Raw genomic sequence first — 15,833 nt, forward strand, 5'->3', positions numbered from 1 at the left:
GGCCGTGCCATGACCTTTTCCATCACCGCCCGCTGCGCCGAGACCGGTCAATTCGGCATCGCCATCAGTTCCTCGAGCATCGCCGTGGGCGCCCGCTGCCCCTGGCTGCGGCCCGGGGTCGGCGCGGTCAGCTCACAGAACATCACCCTGCCCGCCCTGGGACCCCGTACCCTGGATGGACTGGCTCAAGGTCTGACACCCGAGGCGGCCCTGGCCCAGAGCCTGGCCGGCGACGGTTACGCCGAGTATCGCCAGGTGACCGTCATCGACGCCCAGGGCCGCAGTGCCCACCACAGCGGTGCCCATACCCTCGGCGTGCACCAGGCCCGCAGCGGCCGGGACTGCGTGGGCGCCGGCAACCTGCTGGCGAGCCCGGCGGTAGTGGATGCCCTGGTGGAAGCCTTCGAGCAGGCCCAAGGTGTCCTCGCCGAACGGCTGGTACAGGCCATGCAGGCGGCCATGGCCGCCGGTGGCGAAGCCGGTCCCGTGCATTCCGCCGCGCTGCTGGTGGTGGGCGAGCCGAGCTGGCCCCTCGTCAATCTGCGCGTCGACTGGGCCGAGACGGACCCCATCGGCCAACTGGCCAGCCTCTGGCGCGCCTACGAACCTCAGCTGCAGGACTACCTCGACCGGGCGGTACGCCCGGATCTCGCCCCCGGCTACGGCGTACCGGGAGATGATCGATGAGCGGCAGTCGCGACCTCCTGGCCCGGCTGGTGTCCTTCGACACCACCAGTCGCGAGTCGAACCTGGCGCTGATCGACTTCGTCGCCGGCTACCTGGACGGCTTCGGCGTGCCCTATGAGCTGATCCACAACGCCGAAGGTACCAAGGCCAATCTATTCGCCACCCTGGGACCGGCGGACGTACCGGGCATCGTGCTCTCCGGGCATACCGACGTGGTGCCGGTGGACGGCCAGGCCTGGACCCGGCCTGCCTTCGAACTCAGTGAAAGCGAGGGCCGCCTCTATGGTCGCGGCACCGCCGACATGAAGGGCTATCTGGCCTGCTTGCTGGCCCTGGTGCCCCAGGCCGTCCGCGCCCCCCTGCGTCACCCACTGCACCTGGCGCTGTCCTACGACGAAGAGGTGGGCTGCCTGGGGGTACGCAGCCTGCTCGACCAGCTGGCGCAGCGCCCGGTCAAGCCGCTGCTGTGCATCATCGGCGAGCCCACCGAACTCAAGCCCGTGCTCGGCCACAAGGGCAAGGTGGCCATGCGCTGCAAGGTGCACGGCGCGGCCTGTCACTCGGCCTATGCGCCCACGGGGGTCAACGCCGTGGAATACGCCGCCCACCTGGTCGTCGAACTCGGCCGGCTGAGCGAGGCCCTCAAGGCACCGGAACGACGGGACGTCCGTTTCGATCCACCCTTTTCCACGGTGCAGACAGGGCTGATCGGTGGGGGGCAGGCGCTGAACATCGTGCCCCAGGATTGCGCCTTCGACTTCGAGATCCGCGCCCTGCCCGCCCAGGACCCATACCAGGTGATCCACCAGCTGCGGGACTATGCCGAGCACAGCCTGCTACCGGCGATGAAGGCCATCAGCGCTGACAGTGCGGTCAACTTCGCCGAACTTTCCAGCTATCCCGGCCTGGATACCGCCGCCGAAAGCGAGGCCGCGGAGTGGATCGCGAGTTTCTGCGGCTCGCGGGACTTCGGCACCGTGGCCTTCGGCACCGAAGGCGGCCTCTTCGCCGCCGCCGGCATTCCCACCGTGGTCTGCGGCCCAGGCAGCATGGCTCAGGGACACAAGCCGGACGAGTTCGTCAGCCAGGCGCAGCTGGACGGCTGCGATGCCATGTTGGGGCGGGTGTTGGCCTTCGTCCAAGGCTAGGTCGATCATTCCATTTTGCGGAATGCTGAACTGACGAGAAGGCCGATTCCCTAAAAAGCGATCTGATCCCAAGCTGGCGGCACGAATCGGGACCACCCTTGGCCCGATGCCTGCCAGGAGCTGGATCATGAAGATCTACCACCTTCCGTTGTCTGGACATGCCCATCGCGCCGTGCTGTTCGCCTCGCTGCTGGGCCTTGCGCCCGAACTCGTCGAGGTCGACCTCGCGGCCGGCGAGCACCGCACCCCGGCGTTCCTCGCCCTCAACCCCTTCGGCCAGGTGCCGGTGCTGGAGGACGACGGCGTGGTCGTCGCCGACTCCAATGCCATCCTCGTCTACCTGGCGAAGAAACTGGGCCGCACCGATTGGCTGCCGGAAGACCCGGCCGGGGCCGCCGCCGTCCAACGCTGGTTGTCGGTGGCCGCGGGCGAACTGGCCTACGGCCCGGCAGCGGCGCGGCTGATCACGGTATTCGGTGCCCGCCTGAATGCGCAGGAGGTCATCGCCCGTGCCCAGGTCCTGCTGAAGCGGCTGGAAGATCATCTCGCCCACCGCGACTGGCTGGCCGCCGATCATCCGACCATCGCCGACGTCGCCCTCTACAGCTACCTGGCCGGGGCACCGGAAGGCAACGTGGACCTGGCGCCCTACGCCGCCGTGCGGGCCTTCCTGCAGCGAGTGGAAGCTCTACCGGGCTTCGTGCCCTTCCCGCAGACGGCTGCCGGTCTGCGCGCCTGAGCCGGCTGGATCACCCGCCTGCCCCACCGCGAGGAGCAACGTCGATGAGCACGCCCCTGAACGCTCTGCCCACCTGGCACCCCGGCGAAACCGCCCTGCAGGAACGCATCGGCGTCCGCCAGCGGATGGCCGAGATCGGCCCGCGGGTGATCCGCAGCTTCATGCCCGAACAGCACCGCGTCTTCTACCAGCAGTTGCCCTTCCTGGTGCTGGGTAGCGTGGACGCAACGGGCGCTGCCTGGGCGACGATCCTGGAAGGCGCGCCGGGCTTCGTCAGCGCACCGACCCCGACGCGGCTGGACATCGCGGCCGGCCTACCGGCAGGCGATCCGGCCGGTGCGGGCCTGGGGGATGGCGCAGCAGTGGGATTGCTGGGCATCGAGCTGCACACCCGGCGGCGCAACCGCGTCAACGGCGAGATCGAGCTGACGCCCCAGGGCCTGCGGGTGAGCGTGGATCAGAGCTTCGGCAACTGCCCACGCTACATCCAGCTGCGCGACCTGCAACCCGGCCAACCGTCGAATACCGTGACCACCCCGGCCGTCGAACCCCTCAAGGTGTTGGATGGCGCGGCACGACAACTGATCGAAGGGGCCGATGCCTTCTTCGTCGCCTCCTACGCCGAGCAGGAGGGACGGCGCCGGGTGGACGCCTCCCACCGCGGCGGCAAGCCGGGCTTCGTCCGGGTGGATGCCGAGGGCGTGCTGACCATTCCCGACTTCAACGGCAACCTGTTCTTCAACACCCTGGGCAACATCGCCGTCAACGGCCAAGCCGGACTGCTGTTCGTCGACGACGAGCGCGGCGACGTACTGCAACTGAGTGGCCTGGCCGAGGTGCTGTTCGACTCCCCCGAAATCGCCGCCTTCGAAGGCGCCGAGCGCCTCTGGCGCTTCCGCCCACAGCGTATAGTCCGGCGCCGCGCCGCCCTGACCCTGCGCTGGCGGGCGCGGGCCGGGGGCGAGTCGGACAGCAGCCAGCTGACCGGCAGCTGGGCGCAGGCGCGGGAGCGCCTGCTGAGCCGGGAACTCGGCAACCGCTGGCGATCCTTGCGCGTCATCCGCGTCGTCGAGGAGAGTGCCACCATCCGCTCCTTCCATCTCGCCGCGGCAGACGGCACGGCCTTGCCGGCCGCCCAGGCCGGCCAGTTCCTGCCGGTACGCCTCATCCCGGCCGCCGGCCAGGCCCCGGAGCTGCGCAGCTACAGCCTCTCCAGTGCACCGGTCGACGGGCACTACCGCATCAGCGTCAAGCGCGAGGGGCTGGTGTCCGCTTGGCTGCATGACCAGCTGCACGAGGGTGATCTGCTCGACACGCGCCCGCCGGCGGGGGACTTCACCCTGGCGGCGCCAGCCGACCAGTCCCTGGTACTGCTGGCTGCCGGCATCGGCATCACCCCGCTGCTGGCGATGCTCAGGCACCTGGTCCACGAAGGGCGCCGAACCCAGCGCCAGCGCCCGATCACCCTCTTCTACGGCGCCCGGTCGAAGACCGAGCGCGCCTTCGATACGGAGTTGGCCGAACTGCTGGCCGTCGCAGGAAACACGGTGCGCCTGGTGCGAGCGCTGAGCGATACCCGCGGGGCCGTGGCGGATACCGACTACGAGGTGGCCGGGCGGATCGACCTGGACGTGCTGGGACGCTTCCTGCCCTTCGGCGATCACGCCTTCTACCTGTGCGGTCCGGCGGCCTTCACCCAGGCACTGTACGACGGCCTGCGCGGCTACGGCATCGAGGACGCGCGCATCCATGCGGAAGCCTTCGGCCCGGCGGCGCTGCGCCGCAGTCAGCCCCTGGAAGCGGCGGCTCCTGTGCGTCCAGCCGCGGCCACGGACAGCGTGCCGGTGGTCTTCACCGCCTCGCTCAAGGAGGCGCGCTGGACCCCCGCGGCGGGCTCGCTGCTGGAACTGGCCGAAGCCCGTGGTCTCGACCCCGCCTTCAGCTGTCGCGAAGGTCATTGCGGCAGTTGCCGGACGCGACTGCTCGGCGGCGCCGTCACCTATGCGCGCGAACCGGTAGCGCGGGTCGCCGCCGGCGAGGCGTTGCTGTGCTGCGCGGTGCCGGCGGCTGGCACCGACCGCCTGGAGCTCGATCTGTGATCCGTGCAGCCTGAAGTTGACTACCATGGAGCCTGGTCGACAGGACAGGACGGCGAGGCAGATGGATCGTTGGCAGGCGATGCGCGTGTTCGTGAAGGTGGCGGAAACCGAGAGTTTCGCCCGTACCGCCCGGGAGTTGCACCTGAGCGCACCGGCGGTGACCCGCCTGGTGGCCGCGCTGGAGGAACTGGTCGGCGCACGCCTGCTGGTGCGTACCACCCGCTCGGTCAGGCCCACCGAGGCCGGCGCCCGCTACCTGCAGGATTGCCGGCGCATCCTCGCCGACATTGGCGAAGCGGAGCTGGCCGCGGCCGGCCACTACGCCAAGCCGGTCGGCACCCTGACGATCACCGCCCCGTTGCTGTTCGGGCAGTTGCACGTGCTGCCGCTGGTACTGGACTATCTCGAACGCTATCCGCAGATGCGCGCCCGCACCTTCTTCGTCGACCGGCCGGTGAACATCGTCGAGGAAGGCATGGACGTCGCCTTGCGCATCGGACATCTGCCCGATTCGGGCTTCACCGCCATCCAGGTGGGTAGCGTGCGCCGGGTAGTCTGCGCCGCCCCTGCCTATCTGCAGGCGCATGGGGTGCCCGGTACCCCTGCCGCGCTGCGCGAGCACCGCATCCTGGTGTCCCACAGCGCCTGGTCATCACCGGAATGGCGCTTCGCCGGCGGCCAACGGGTGAGCGTCGATCCGCTGCTGCACTGCAACACCAACGCGGCCGCCATCGGCGCGGCCAGGGCCGGTCACGGCCTCACCCGGGTCCTGCACTACCAGATCGCGCCGGCCCTGGCCGAAGGCGCGCTGCAGATCGTCCTCGCCGAGCACGAGGAAGCGCCGCTGCCGATCCACCTCATCTACCCCGAAGGTCGCCAGGCGCCGGCCAAGGTGCGGGCCTTCATCGACCTGGCGGTGGCGGCGCTCAGGGACAATCCGCTGTTCGCCTGAAAGGCTCAGTGGCCGAGGATCGCCTTGGTCTCCAGATACTCCTCCACACCGTGGACGCCATACTCGCGCCCATTGCCGGAGCGCTTGTAGCCGCCGAAGGGAGCCCAGGGGTTCCAGGCCGGATAGTTGAGATGGACCTGCCCGGCACGAAGACGGGCTGCTACCGCGGCGACCTGGTCGGGGTCCCGACCCTGGACGTGGGCGCTGAGGCCATAGCGGCTGTCGTTGGCGATGGCGATGGCTTCCTCGACGGAATCGTAGGGAATCAGGCAGATCACCGGCCCGAAGATTTCCTCTTGGGCGATGCGCATCCCGGAGGTGACCGCCGAGAACACCGTGGGGCGCGCATAGAAACCGGTGGTGCAGCCATCCGGGCGCCCCGGTCCACCGCAGACGAGCCTGGCGCCCTCCGCCAGGGGGCCATGGGTCGTCGCGGGCGCCTGGGGATCACCGACCACGAGACCCGCCACGGTGGCCACCGCCAGGCGCTCTGCCTCGGCCAGCTGCGCCTGAGGCACCAGCATCCGCGTCGGCGCACTGCAGGATTGGCCACTGTTGCGGAAGGCCGCCAGCACGCCCTTGGCCACCGCCTCTGGCAGATCGGCATCGGGCAGCAGCAAGTTGGGCGACTTGCCGCCCAGTTCCTGGGTCACGCGCTTGACCGTACCGGCGGCGGCCTGGGCCACCTGAACCCCGGCGCGATTGGAGCCGGTGATGGAAATCATGTCGACGTCGGGATGCTCGGCCAGCGCCGCGCCGACCGTGGGGCCGTCGCCGTTGATCAGGTTGAACACCCCTGCGGGTATCCCCGCGTCATGGACCGCCTGGGCGAACAGCAAGGCGCTCAGCGGGGCCAGTTCGCTGGGCTTGAGCACCACCGTGCAGCCGGCGGCCAGCGCCGGCGCGACCTTGGCGGTGATCTGGTAGAGCGGCCAGTTCCAGGGCGTGATGAGGGCGCAGACGCCGATGGCCTCACGCCTGATGCGCAATGCGCCCTCGGCGCGCTCGAAGGCGTAGTCGCTCACCACCTCGCGCGCCACGCGCAGGTGTTCCAGGGCCAGGGGCACCTGCAGCGCACGGGCCGCGGCGAGAGGCGCGCCCATCTCCCGGGACATCACCTGGGCGAAGATTTCGGCACGCTGCGCCAGCAGGGTCTGCAAGCGCTCCAGCAGTTGGGCGCGAGCGATCGGCGGCCGCCCGGACCAGGCGTCGAAGGCGCTGCGGGCGGCCCGCACCGCCTGGTCGACCTCCGCAGCGCCGCCGAGGGCCACCTCGGCGAGCGGACGTTCGGTCGCGGGATCCGTCACCGTGGCCCGGGCAGCGCCAGGCACCGGCACCCAGCGGCCAGCGAGATAGCAGCAGAGGGTCACACGGGAATCGATTAGCGGATGCAACGAAGGGTCCAGCAGCATGAGGGGTAGCTCCCAGATAGCGACAAGCGATCAGTCGGCGCGCGCCAGCGCCTCTATCTCGACGAGATAACCATGGTGCAACTGTGGCACCGGCACCACCGCCCGCGCCGGGCGATGCTCGCCCAGGTACCCGGCATAGAGGCGGTCGAAGGTGGGCCAGTGCTCGATGCCCACCACATAGACGGTCACCTTGAGCAGATCCTGTGGCCCCCGCCCGGCAGCGGCCAGGATGGCGCAGAGGTTGTCCAGGGCGATGCGCGCCTGGTCGGCGAAGCTCGCCGCGACCGCATGGCTGCCGTCGGGGCGCACCGGCAGTTGCCCGGATACGTGGAGCAGTCCCTGGTAGGCCACCGCCTGGGAGTAATGCCCACCGGGCGGCGCGGCCTGGGCGGTCCGGATGAATTCGGGATCAGCGGCCATGCAGGCGACTCCAGACAGTGATGGCACCCTTGGCGTCCACGGCGTGATAACGCTCGAACTGGGCGCCGGTGGCGCAGGCATGGTTGGGCAGGATGCGCAGGCGACTGCCCACCGGGAAGCGTTCTTCCAGATCGGCGGGGGCCCCTTCGGCAAAGCTGATCATGCCGTGCTCCTGATTGGCGCCGGACAAGAGCGCACCGTCGAGCCAGCTGCCGTCCAGGGTGCAGACCTGGCCGTAGCCGAAGTCGCGCTGCTGGCGCTGGGTACCGCGGTCGCGACTCAGCGCCATCCAGCCCGCGTCCACCAGCACCCAGCCCTTCTCCGGCTGGTGGCCGATCACCGTGGTGAGGACGCTCAACGCCAGGTCCTCGGCCTGGCAGATGCCGACGTTGTGCATCACCAGGTCCTGGAAGACGTACACCCCGGCGCGCACCTCGGTGACGCCGGCCAGATCCAGGGCCGACAGCGCCGTGGGCGTCGAGCCGATGCTCACCTGCGGACAGGCGAAGCCCTGGGCACGCAGCCGTTCGGCCGCTGCCACGCAGAGGGCACGTTCCTGCTCGGCCAGGGCCTGCAGCGCCGCGGGATCGTTCAATTCGTAGCTGGAGCCGGCATGGGTGAGCACCCCGACCAGGCGCATACCGCCGGTCTGCAGCACCTCGGCGACCTGCAGCAACTTGGAATCGGCCGGCTGCAGGCCGGCGCGGTGGCCGTCGCAGTCGATCTCCAGCCAGACATCGAAGGCTTCATCGTAGCGCTGTCCGGCCGCGACGATGGCCTGGGCCCCGGCCAGGCTGTCGGTCAGGATGCTCAGCCGGCAGCCCTGGCGCCGCAGGGCGCTCACCTGCTCCAAGCGCGCCGGCGCGATGGCCACGGCATAGAGCACGTCGGTGATGCCCATGGCGAAACAGGCCTCGGCCTCCTGCAGCGTGGAGACGGTTACGCCCTGGGCGCCCGCGTCCATTTGCCGGCGGATGACCGGCTCGCTCTTGCTGGTCTTCACATGGGGCCGCAGACGCACGCCGAGGGCGTCCATGCGGTCCTGCATGAGCTGGATGTTGCGCATCGTCCGCGTCTCGTCGATCAGCGCGGCGGGGGTATCGAGGGTGAGCAGGGACAGGGTCATGACGGGGACTCGACCAATGGGCGATGGCTCGACTGTACCCAGCCAGCATGAACCTGTGCTTCAATTCAACTGACTCATTCCTTCAGCTCAGATTAATGATCGCCATCGAAGACCTGCGCCTGATGGTGCTGCTGGCACGTTCCGATTCCTTGAGTGCGGCGGCGCGCGCCCTCAACGTTTCGCCGCCCGCCCTCTCCACTCGCCTGCGCAAGCTGGAGGCACGGCTGGGGGTGGCCCTGGCCAATCGCGATGCCCGGCGGTTGAGCCTGACCCCTGACGGCGAGCGCTTCGCCCAGCAATGCAGCGAACTGCTCGACCGCCTGGAGGCCCTGCCCGACACCTTCACCCGCCAGGATCGGCAGCTGGTGGGCACCCTGCGCCTGGCGGCGCCCTTCGGCTATGGCCGCCAGCGCATCGCTCCGTTGCTGGCGCGCTTCGCCGCGTTGCACCCGCAACTGCGCCTGCAACTGGACCTACGGGAGACCCCCTGGCCCGACCGGCACGACAGCGATGCGGTCATTCATATCGGCGCCATCGACGACAGCTCCTGGATCGCCAAGACCCTGGCCCACAACGAACGCTGGCTGTGCGCCAGTCCCGCCTACTTGGCCGAACACGGTGAGCCGCAGGGGCCCAGGGCCTTGCTGCGGCACCGCTGCATCTGCATCCGCGAGAACGACGAGGACGTGACCCTCTGGCAACCGCGCAACGACCAGGAGCGCCAGACGCTACGCATCGAACCGGCGCTGCTCACCAACGATGGCAGCGTGGCCCGCCGCTGGGCCGAACAGGGCCTGGGCATCGTGCTGCGTTCCCAGTGGGACGTCGCCGATGCCATTGCGCGCGGTGCCCTGGTCCGGCTGCTGCCGGAGTGGCGCTTCGACAGTGCGCCCATCACCCTCCTGATCCCCGCCCGCAAGCAGCGCAGTGCCCGCCTCCAGGCGCTGGCCAACTTCCTCGACCTGGCGGTGAAGGGGCTGGACGCGGACGCCGACCGTCAATAAAGGCAGGCCAGCAGACAACCGCACAAACTGCGGCAACGCCGCCGCGAACGCGTTCGGCACCGGTTCGCAGCGGCCGATTTCGGCATTCGCCACCGCCGCTGCTCCCTAGACTCAGGGCCTGACCTGCCACTGGGAGCGCCACCATGCCGCTGCACCTCGATCTGCGGGATCCCCGCCTGCTCAAAGCATCCGCCTATGTCGACGGCCACTGGATAGCCGCCGACAGCGGCGCCACCTTCGCTGTGGAAAATCCCGCGACCGGCGCGACCATCGCCCAGGTCGCGGCGCTGGAAGCCACGGAAACCGCCCGCGCCATCGCCGCGGCGGAAGCGGCCTGGCCGGCCTGGCGTGAGCGTCCGGCCGCCGAGCGCGCGGCCCTGCTGGAGCGCTGGCATGGGCTGATGCTGGAACACCAGGAGGACCTGGCCCTGCTGATGACCCTGGAACAGGGCAAGCCCTTGGCCGAGGCCCGGGGCGAGATCGCCTATGGCGCGAGCTTCGCCAAATGGTTCGCCGAAGAGGCCCGGCGCAGCTATGGTGACATCCTGCCAGCCCCCGCCCGGGATCGTCGGGTGCTGGTGATTCGTCAGCCAGTGGGTGTCGCCGCCGCCATCACCCCGTGGAATTTCCCCAACGCCATGATCACCCGCAAGGCCGCGCCGGCCCTGGCCGCCGGCTGCCCGGTGGTGATCAAGCCCTCGGATCTCACCCCGCTGTCGGCCCTGGCGCTCGCCGAACTGGCCGACCGTGCGGGTTTCCCCGCCGGGGTATTCAACGTGGTCACCGGCATGCCCACCGGCATCGGTAGCGAGCTGACCAGCAATCCGGCGGTACGCAAGCTGTCCTTCACCGGCTCCACACGGATCGGTCAGTTGCTGCTGGCGCAGTGCGCGGCCACGGTGAAGCGCACCAGCATGGAACTGGGCGGCAACGCCCCCTTCATCGTCTTCGACGACGCCGACCTGGACCTGGCCATCGCCGGGGTGCTGCAGAGCAAATTCCGCAACGCCGGCCAGACCTGCGTCTGCGCCAACCGCATCCTGGTGCAGGACGGCATCCACGACCGCTTTGCCGAGCGCCTGGCCGCCGAGGTCGCCAAGTTCAAGGTGGGCAATGGTCTGGAGGCCGGGGTGACCCTCGGCCCGCTGATCAACCGCCTGGCGGTGGACAAGGTGGCGCGCCATGTCGACGACGCCCTCACCCAGGGCGCCAAGGCCCTGTTCGGCGGCCTGCCCAGCGGCCACGACCAGTTCGTCGCGCCCACGGTGCTCACCGGTGCCACGGCGGACATGCTGCTGGCCCGCGAGGAAACCTTCGGCCCGGTGGCGCCGCTGTTTCGCTTCCGCGATGAAGCCGAGGCCCTGGCCCTGGCCAATGCCACGCCCTACGGCCTGGGCGCCTACTACTACACCCAGGACCTGCGCCGCGCCTGGCGGGTGGGTGAGCAACTGGAGTTCGGCATGGTGGCGCTCAATACCGGCACCCTGTCGATGGAGGTCGCGCCCTTTGGCGGCGTGAAACAATCCGGCCTGGGCCGCGAGGGTTCGCACCTGGGGCTGGACGAGTACCTGGAGGTCAAGGCCTGGCACCTGGGCGGGCTGGACTGAAACCAGGGCCAGCAGGCAACCGAAAATGCCGTCGCCCCCGAGCAAAACAGTCGATCGCGATGCCGGAGCCGGCAACTTCAGCGTTACCCACCCTGCGGCCTGCGTAGGCTGGAATTCTCGCCCCTGCCTGGAGATCCCTTCATGAATTCCGCTGCCAAAGCCACCGACCGCCTCTTGGGTCATCGCGAACAGAGCGTTCCGCGCGGCATCATCACCGCCCACCCCGTCGTGGTGGCCCGCGCCCAGGGCAGCGAAGTCTGGGACGTGGACGGGCGCCGCTACCTCGACTTCGTCGGCGGCATCGGCGTGCTCAACGTCGGCCACAATCACCCGCGGGTGGTGGCGGCCGTGCGCCGCCAGGTCGGGGAAATCTCCCATGCCAGCTTCCAGGTGATGGCCTACGAGCCCTACCTGGAACTGGCCAGCCGGCTCAACACCCTGATCGGCAACGGCGAAGCCTACAAGACGTTGCTGCTGACCTCGGGCGCCGAAGCCGTGGAAAACGCCATCAAGATCGCCCGCGCCCACACCCGGCGACCCGGCGTGATCGCCTTTCGCGGTGGCTTCCACGGCCGTACCCTGTTGGGCGTGACCCTGACCGGCTTCGCCCAGCCCTACAAGCAGAACTTCGGCCCCTTCCCGGGCGACATCTACCATGCGCCCTACCCCGACGCCTTCCACGGGGTGGACACCCAGCGAGCCCTGGCCGGGCTACGCGAGGTGTTCGCCACCCAGGTCGCCCCCGACCAGGTGGCCGCCCTCCTGATCGAGCCGGTGCAGGGCGACGGCGGCTTCCGCCCCGCGCCCGTGGAATTCCTCCAGGCCCTGCGCGCCCTGTGCGACCAGCACGGCATCGTACTCATCGCCGACGAGATCCAGACCGGCTTCGGCCGCACCGGCAGCCTCTTCGCCTTCCAGCAGACCGGCATCCAGCCCGATCTGGTCACGGTGGCCAAGAGCCTCGCGGGCGGTCTGCCGCTATCGGGCGTGGTCGGCCGCGCCGCCATCATGGACGCCCCCCTGCCTGGCGGCCTGGGCGGTACCTACGGCGGCAACGCCCTGGCCTGCGCCGCGGCCCTGGCGGTGCTCGATATCTTCGCCGAAGAAGACCTGGTCGCCCGTGGGGTCGCCCTCGGCGAGCAGCTGCGCAGCGGTCTGCTCGAGCTGCAGCGCCGTCATCCGCGCATCGGCGAGGTCCGCGGGCGCGGCTTCATGCTGGCGGTGGAGATGGTCGGCGCGGACGGCCACAGCCCCGACGCCGCCCTCGCCCAGCAGGTTATCGACGCGGCCCGCGGGGCCGGCCTGCTAGTGATCAAGTGCGGGGTGGAGCGTAACGTCATCCGCTTCCTGGCTCCGCTCACCACGACCGAGACGCAACTGGCCGAAGCCTTGCAGATGTTCGGCCACGCCCTCGCCCAGGCTGGTGCCTGAGGTCGAACGCAACGCCGCCAGGTCCCGCCGGGGCGGCGCCCAGGGGAAACCGATCATGAGAATAACGCGCTACCAAGCCCTTGGCTTTTCCTGCTACGGCACCCTTATCGACCGTGAAGGCGGCATTGTGGAAGCACTGCGCCCCATCGTGGCGCAGGCCGGACTGAGCACCCATCCCGATTGGCTGCTCGGCAGCTATCACCGCCTGGCCCGCGAGTTGCGCCAGGCGGCCCCGACCGCCAGCCAGGCCAGCCTGCACCTGCGCATCCACCAGCGCCTGGCGCAGGAGTTGCAGCAGGACGAGGACCTGGATGCCAGCGTGGCCTTTGGAAACGCCACGACGTGCTGGCCGGTGTTCGAGGATGCGCCGGGCGCGCTGCAGTACCTGAGCAAGTTCTATCGGTTGGTATTGCTGGCCTCGCCCGATGACGGCGAAGCCGCGGCGGTCACGGCACGCTTGCCGGACGTGTTCGCCGCCGTGGTGCCCAACCGGGGTGGCGATCTGCGCCCGGCGCTGGACGACACTCTGGAAGCGCTGGGCTTGGCGCGTGAGGATCTGCTGCCGGTACGCGGCAGTGAACCGGACGACCCCTGGAACCCCTTGGTGGATTTTCCGCTGTGTACCTTGCGCCGCGACCGCTCGCGGCCCTGGAACCTTTCGCGGCAGGCCCTGGATGGCACGCGATGCGAGTACGCGAGTCTCGCCGATCTGGTGCATGCGCATCAGACCGCCCTGCGTGCCTAGCCTGCCGTTCACGACTGCGAGGAACGACGATGGACGCCGCAACGAAACTGGACCGCATCGACATCAACATCCTGGTGCAACTGCAGAAGGACGGCCGGATGACCAACGTCAGCCTCGCCGAAGCTGTCGGCCTCTCGCCCAGCCCCTGCCTGCAGCGGGTCAAGCGCCTGGAGGCGGCCGGCTACATCAGCGGCTACGAGGCCCACGTCAACCTGGCCAAGATCGCCAACTCGGTAACGGTGTTCACCGAAGTCACCCTCTCCGACCACAAGCGCGCCGACTTCGTGAAGTTCGAATCCTTCATCCGCGGGGTCGACGAGATCCTCGAATGCCACCTCATCAGCGGCGGCTACGACTACCTGCTGCGCTTCATGTGCAGCAGCATCGGTCACTACCAGGAGCTGATGGAATCCATCCTCGACCGCAACGTCGGCATCGAGAAATACTTCAGCTACATCGTCATCAAGTCACCGGTGGTGAAGAACGCCCTGCCGCTGCGCAGCCTGATCAAGGCGGGCTGAGTGACGCTTCGCCAACCCCGCGCAGCCGACGATGGCATGCAGCGCCGCATGTAGCGGGCTGCCTTCGGTCAGCTCGCCTTCCTTGACCAGTTGGCCGATGTAGCCCGCACCCTGCTGCTGCACATAGTTGACCACCATGTTCTGCACGAACTCGGCGTTGCTGGCGCTGATGTTGCCGCTGGCGGTGGCGACCAGGCACGTGGCGATCTGCCGGTAGGTACCGCCTGCGCCCCAGTCGTTGTCGATGGCACATGCTTGGTCGCGATAGGCCAGGCCCTGGTCGCGGTACTGCTGGCGCTGCTCGTCAGTGAGGTTCTTGGCAGGGTCGTTCGCCGCGCTCAGCAGTTCCTTGTATTGCTTCTGGGCGGCGTCGGCCTCACGCCCCTTCTGGTCCAGGTAGCTGCCCACGTTCTGTACGAACTTGCCGGTGATCTCGAAGCCGGCTTGCACCTCGTCGGCATTGAAGATCGGCTTGAGGGCATTGCTGCCGTCGCGCTCGCTGGAGACGTCGTGATTGACGGCTGCCACCGTCTGCTCGGGCGTCTGGTAGGTCAGCTAATACTGCTTGCCTTAATAACCTACTACAGCTTTAGCAAGGCGCTCTTGATGCCGACATTACATCTCTGAGGTATAGGGCAAGAAATCAAAACGGCCCGGTTTCTCTAGAAGAACATGCTCGCAGTACCTATCTATGGCCTCGGCTGGCTCGGACAGTATGCGTATATTTTCGATGTCCGCGTCCTTGATATGATAGATCACACCATCTTGAATGTGATTCTTGACGAACAAGACATCACCCTCTTTTCCTCTTAGGGTAGGCCGGCTGTCGAGAAACATCATGAAGTTTGTACAGGGAGAGCTTTTGCGTGCAGGAAGAACTCCTGGGATCCTTTCTTCCAGCCAAGGCAGATATTTTTTCCTGTATCCTTTAAACTCTTCAAGATAGCCATCCCAACTTTGCCAAGGCCTCCCGATATGGAAGGGCAGCAAGCGGCTATAAATTCCTACCGCAGGACTATCAGGAATATCGAGGCCATCAAACCTACAGTAATAAGCCTCCCGAATAGAAAGAGGCAAGCTATCATATCTTTCTTTAGCGAACCTAAAATCATTAAACTCATTATCTGAAGGATTTCGCCTATGATGCGACCTCCCTACGACTATAACTTTATTATTCAAGTCCAACCCCAGCTTTGCTGTAGAGTACTCCCCTCCATTTAAATCATACCAAGCAAAAATATTACCCCCCACTAAAATATTACCTGTTCTAGGCTGATGCTTACGAGTTAGTTCAAACAGCCAATCAATACCCTTTTCGAGCGGAGTATATACATCTATTTTTTTCCTTTCCTTGAAAATTAGATCCTTAAAAAAACCAGGCACCTCTGCTGCCGACGTCCAAACGACAGTACTATCAGTCACACTTACAAAGTCTTCATAGCTTAAAGACGCGTATTGCATAACTACCTCCAGGAGTAATAGGGGACAGACCACGTTTTACAAAAGATCGGGCGCGCTCTTGGGGCGCCCTGGCTTACCTTCTGTGACTCTTCGCCCCAACGCGGCCTCCACTTCGGCAGAAAACTTCGGACTTCCCAGTGCGTAGTTCCCATTCGTCGCAGCACGTATTTGATCAACTAGCCCTGGATCTAGCGGATAACGGAACAACGCCCTGTAAGCCTGAGCCCTGAGCACTTCATCTCGACCCAACGCTTGGTAGAGTGAGTGTGGGCAAGCCAGCACCGAGGGCTCACCCTGTGCGTTAACCCGATAGCTGGACCAGCGATATTCCGCCGGGTGCTCAACCATACCGGCGCGGATAGGGTTCATCTCAATGTATCGATAACATGCCAACACATAAGCTTCCTCCTGCATGAGGCAAGAGCGGAAGCGACCTTCCCACAGCGTACCGCTACGGCGGTACGTGCGATTCACATACTGT

General features: G+C 67.2%; 15 protein-coding genes. 10 read left to right on the forward strand and 5 right to left on the reverse strand.

The genetic code is table 11. The features are described from left to right. The first annotated feature begins 9 nt into the window (after nt 1-9). The 5 genes from RND78_RS22530 to RND78_RS22550 all read left to right on the forward strand — a co-directional run bounded on the left by RND78_RS22530 (nt 10) and on the right by RND78_RS22550 (nt 5,625). Nucleotides 10-687, forward strand: a complete 678-nt coding sequence (locus tag RND78_RS22530; protein WP_312732209.1) for a DUF1028 domain-containing protein — start codon at nt 10-12, stop codon at nt 685-687. Further along, on the forward strand, nt 684-1,835 hold the full coding sequence (gene argE / locus RND78_RS22535; protein ID WP_312732210.1) for an acetylornithine deacetylase: 1,152 nt from the start codon (nt 684-686) through the stop codon (nt 1,833-1,835). The genes RND78_RS22530 and argE overlap by 4 nt, the downstream gene beginning before the upstream one ends. Nucleotides 1,836-1,962: 127 nt before the next feature. Continuing rightward, nucleotides 1,963-2,574, forward strand: coding sequence for a glutathione S-transferase (locus RND78_RS22540; RefSeq protein ID WP_312732211.1), 612 nt, complete (start codon nt 1,963-1,965; stop codon nt 2,572-2,574). A gap of 44 nt (nt 2,575-2,618) precedes the next feature. Beyond that, nucleotides 2,619-4,673, forward strand: coding sequence for a pyridoxamine 5'-phosphate oxidase family protein (locus RND78_RS22545; RefSeq protein ID WP_312732212.1), 2,055 nt, complete (start codon nt 2,619-2,621; stop codon nt 4,671-4,673). Nucleotides 4,674-4,734: 61 nt separating this feature from the next. Then, nucleotides 4,735-5,625, forward strand: a complete 891-nt coding sequence (locus tag RND78_RS22550; protein WP_312732213.1) for a LysR family transcriptional regulator — start codon at nt 4,735-4,737, stop codon at nt 5,623-5,625. 5 nt (nt 5,626-5,630) lie between these two features. Here RND78_RS22550 and RND78_RS22555 read toward each other — a convergent pair whose 3' ends face one another. The 3 genes from RND78_RS22555 to RND78_RS22565 are packed head-to-tail and all read right to left on the reverse strand — an operon-like array spanning nt 5,631 to nt 8,583. After that, nucleotides 5,631-7,037, reverse strand: coding sequence for an aldehyde dehydrogenase family protein (locus tag RND78_RS22555; RefSeq protein WP_312732215.1), 1,407 nt, complete (start codon nt 7,035-7,037; stop codon nt 5,631-5,633). Nucleotides 7,038-7,067: 30 nt separating this feature from the next. Next, nucleotides 7,068-7,457, reverse strand: coding sequence for a RidA family protein (locus RND78_RS22560; RefSeq protein WP_312732216.1), 390 nt, complete (start codon nt 7,455-7,457; stop codon nt 7,068-7,070). After that, nucleotides 7,447-8,583 (reverse strand): DSD1 family PLP-dependent enzyme, encoded by a 1,137-nt coding sequence (locus tag RND78_RS22565; protein WP_312732218.1) that lies wholly within the window; start codon nt 8,581-8,583, stop codon nt 7,447-7,449. Before RND78_RS22565 ends, RND78_RS22560 begins: the two co-directional genes overlap by 11 nt. Before the next feature lie 95 nt (nt 8,584-8,678). On the opposite strand from RND78_RS22565, the gene RND78_RS22570 reads away from it, so the two are divergent. The 5 genes from RND78_RS22570 (at nt 8,679) to RND78_RS22590 (ending at nt 13,891) form a co-directional block, all read left to right on the forward strand. Next, on the forward strand, nt 8,679-9,587 hold the full coding sequence (locus RND78_RS22570) for a LysR family transcriptional regulator (protein WP_312732219.1): 909 nt from the start codon (nt 8,679-8,681) through the stop codon (nt 9,585-9,587). 143 nt (nt 9,588-9,730) lie between these two features. Beyond that, nucleotides 9,731-11,194, forward strand: coding sequence for an NAD-dependent succinate-semialdehyde dehydrogenase (locus tag RND78_RS22575; protein WP_312732220.1), 1,464 nt, complete (start codon nt 9,731-9,733; stop codon nt 11,192-11,194). A 141-nt stretch (nt 11,195-11,335) separates the two neighbouring features. Beyond that, the gene (gabT, locus tag RND78_RS22580; protein WP_312732222.1) at nt 11,336-12,625 is read left to right on the forward strand and encodes a 4-aminobutyrate--2-oxoglutarate transaminase; all 1,290 of its coding nucleotides are present in this window, start codon (nt 11,336-11,338) and stop codon (nt 12,623-12,625) included. A 55-nt stretch (nt 12,626-12,680) separates the two neighbouring features. Further along, nucleotides 12,681-13,370, forward strand: a complete 690-nt coding sequence (locus RND78_RS22585; protein WP_312732223.1) for a hypothetical protein — start codon at nt 12,681-12,683, stop codon at nt 13,368-13,370. Between the two features lie 29 nt (nt 13,371-13,399). Then, a complete protein-coding gene (locus RND78_RS22590; protein WP_007161776.1) occupies nt 13,400-13,891 on the forward strand; it encodes an Lrp/AsnC family transcriptional regulator in 492 nt (163 codons plus the stop codon). On the opposite strand, the gene RND78_RS22595 is transcribed toward RND78_RS22590, so the two are convergent. Both RND78_RS22595 and RND78_RS22600 read right to left on the reverse strand, forming a co-directional pair. Continuing rightward, the gene (locus tag RND78_RS22595; protein ID WP_312732225.1) at nt 13,838-14,419 is read right to left on the reverse strand and encodes a hypothetical protein; all 582 of its coding nucleotides are present in this window, start codon (nt 14,417-14,419) and stop codon (nt 13,838-13,840) included. The two genes, RND78_RS22590 and RND78_RS22595, sit on opposite strands and share 54 nt — an antisense overlap. Nucleotides 14,420-14,506: 87 nt before the next feature. Continuing rightward, nucleotides 14,507-15,352 (reverse strand): hypothetical protein, encoded by an 846-nt coding sequence (locus RND78_RS22600; RefSeq protein WP_312732226.1) that lies wholly within the window; start codon nt 15,350-15,352, stop codon nt 14,507-14,509. Between the last annotated feature and the right edge of the window lie 481 nt (nt 15,353-15,833).

Origin of the sequence: Pseudomonas oryzihabitans (genome assembly GCF_032027545.1) — a bacterium.
GTDB classification, from domain to species: domain Bacteria; phylum Pseudomonadota; class Gammaproteobacteria; order Pseudomonadales; family Pseudomonadaceae; genus Chryseomonas; species Chryseomonas oryzihabitans_F.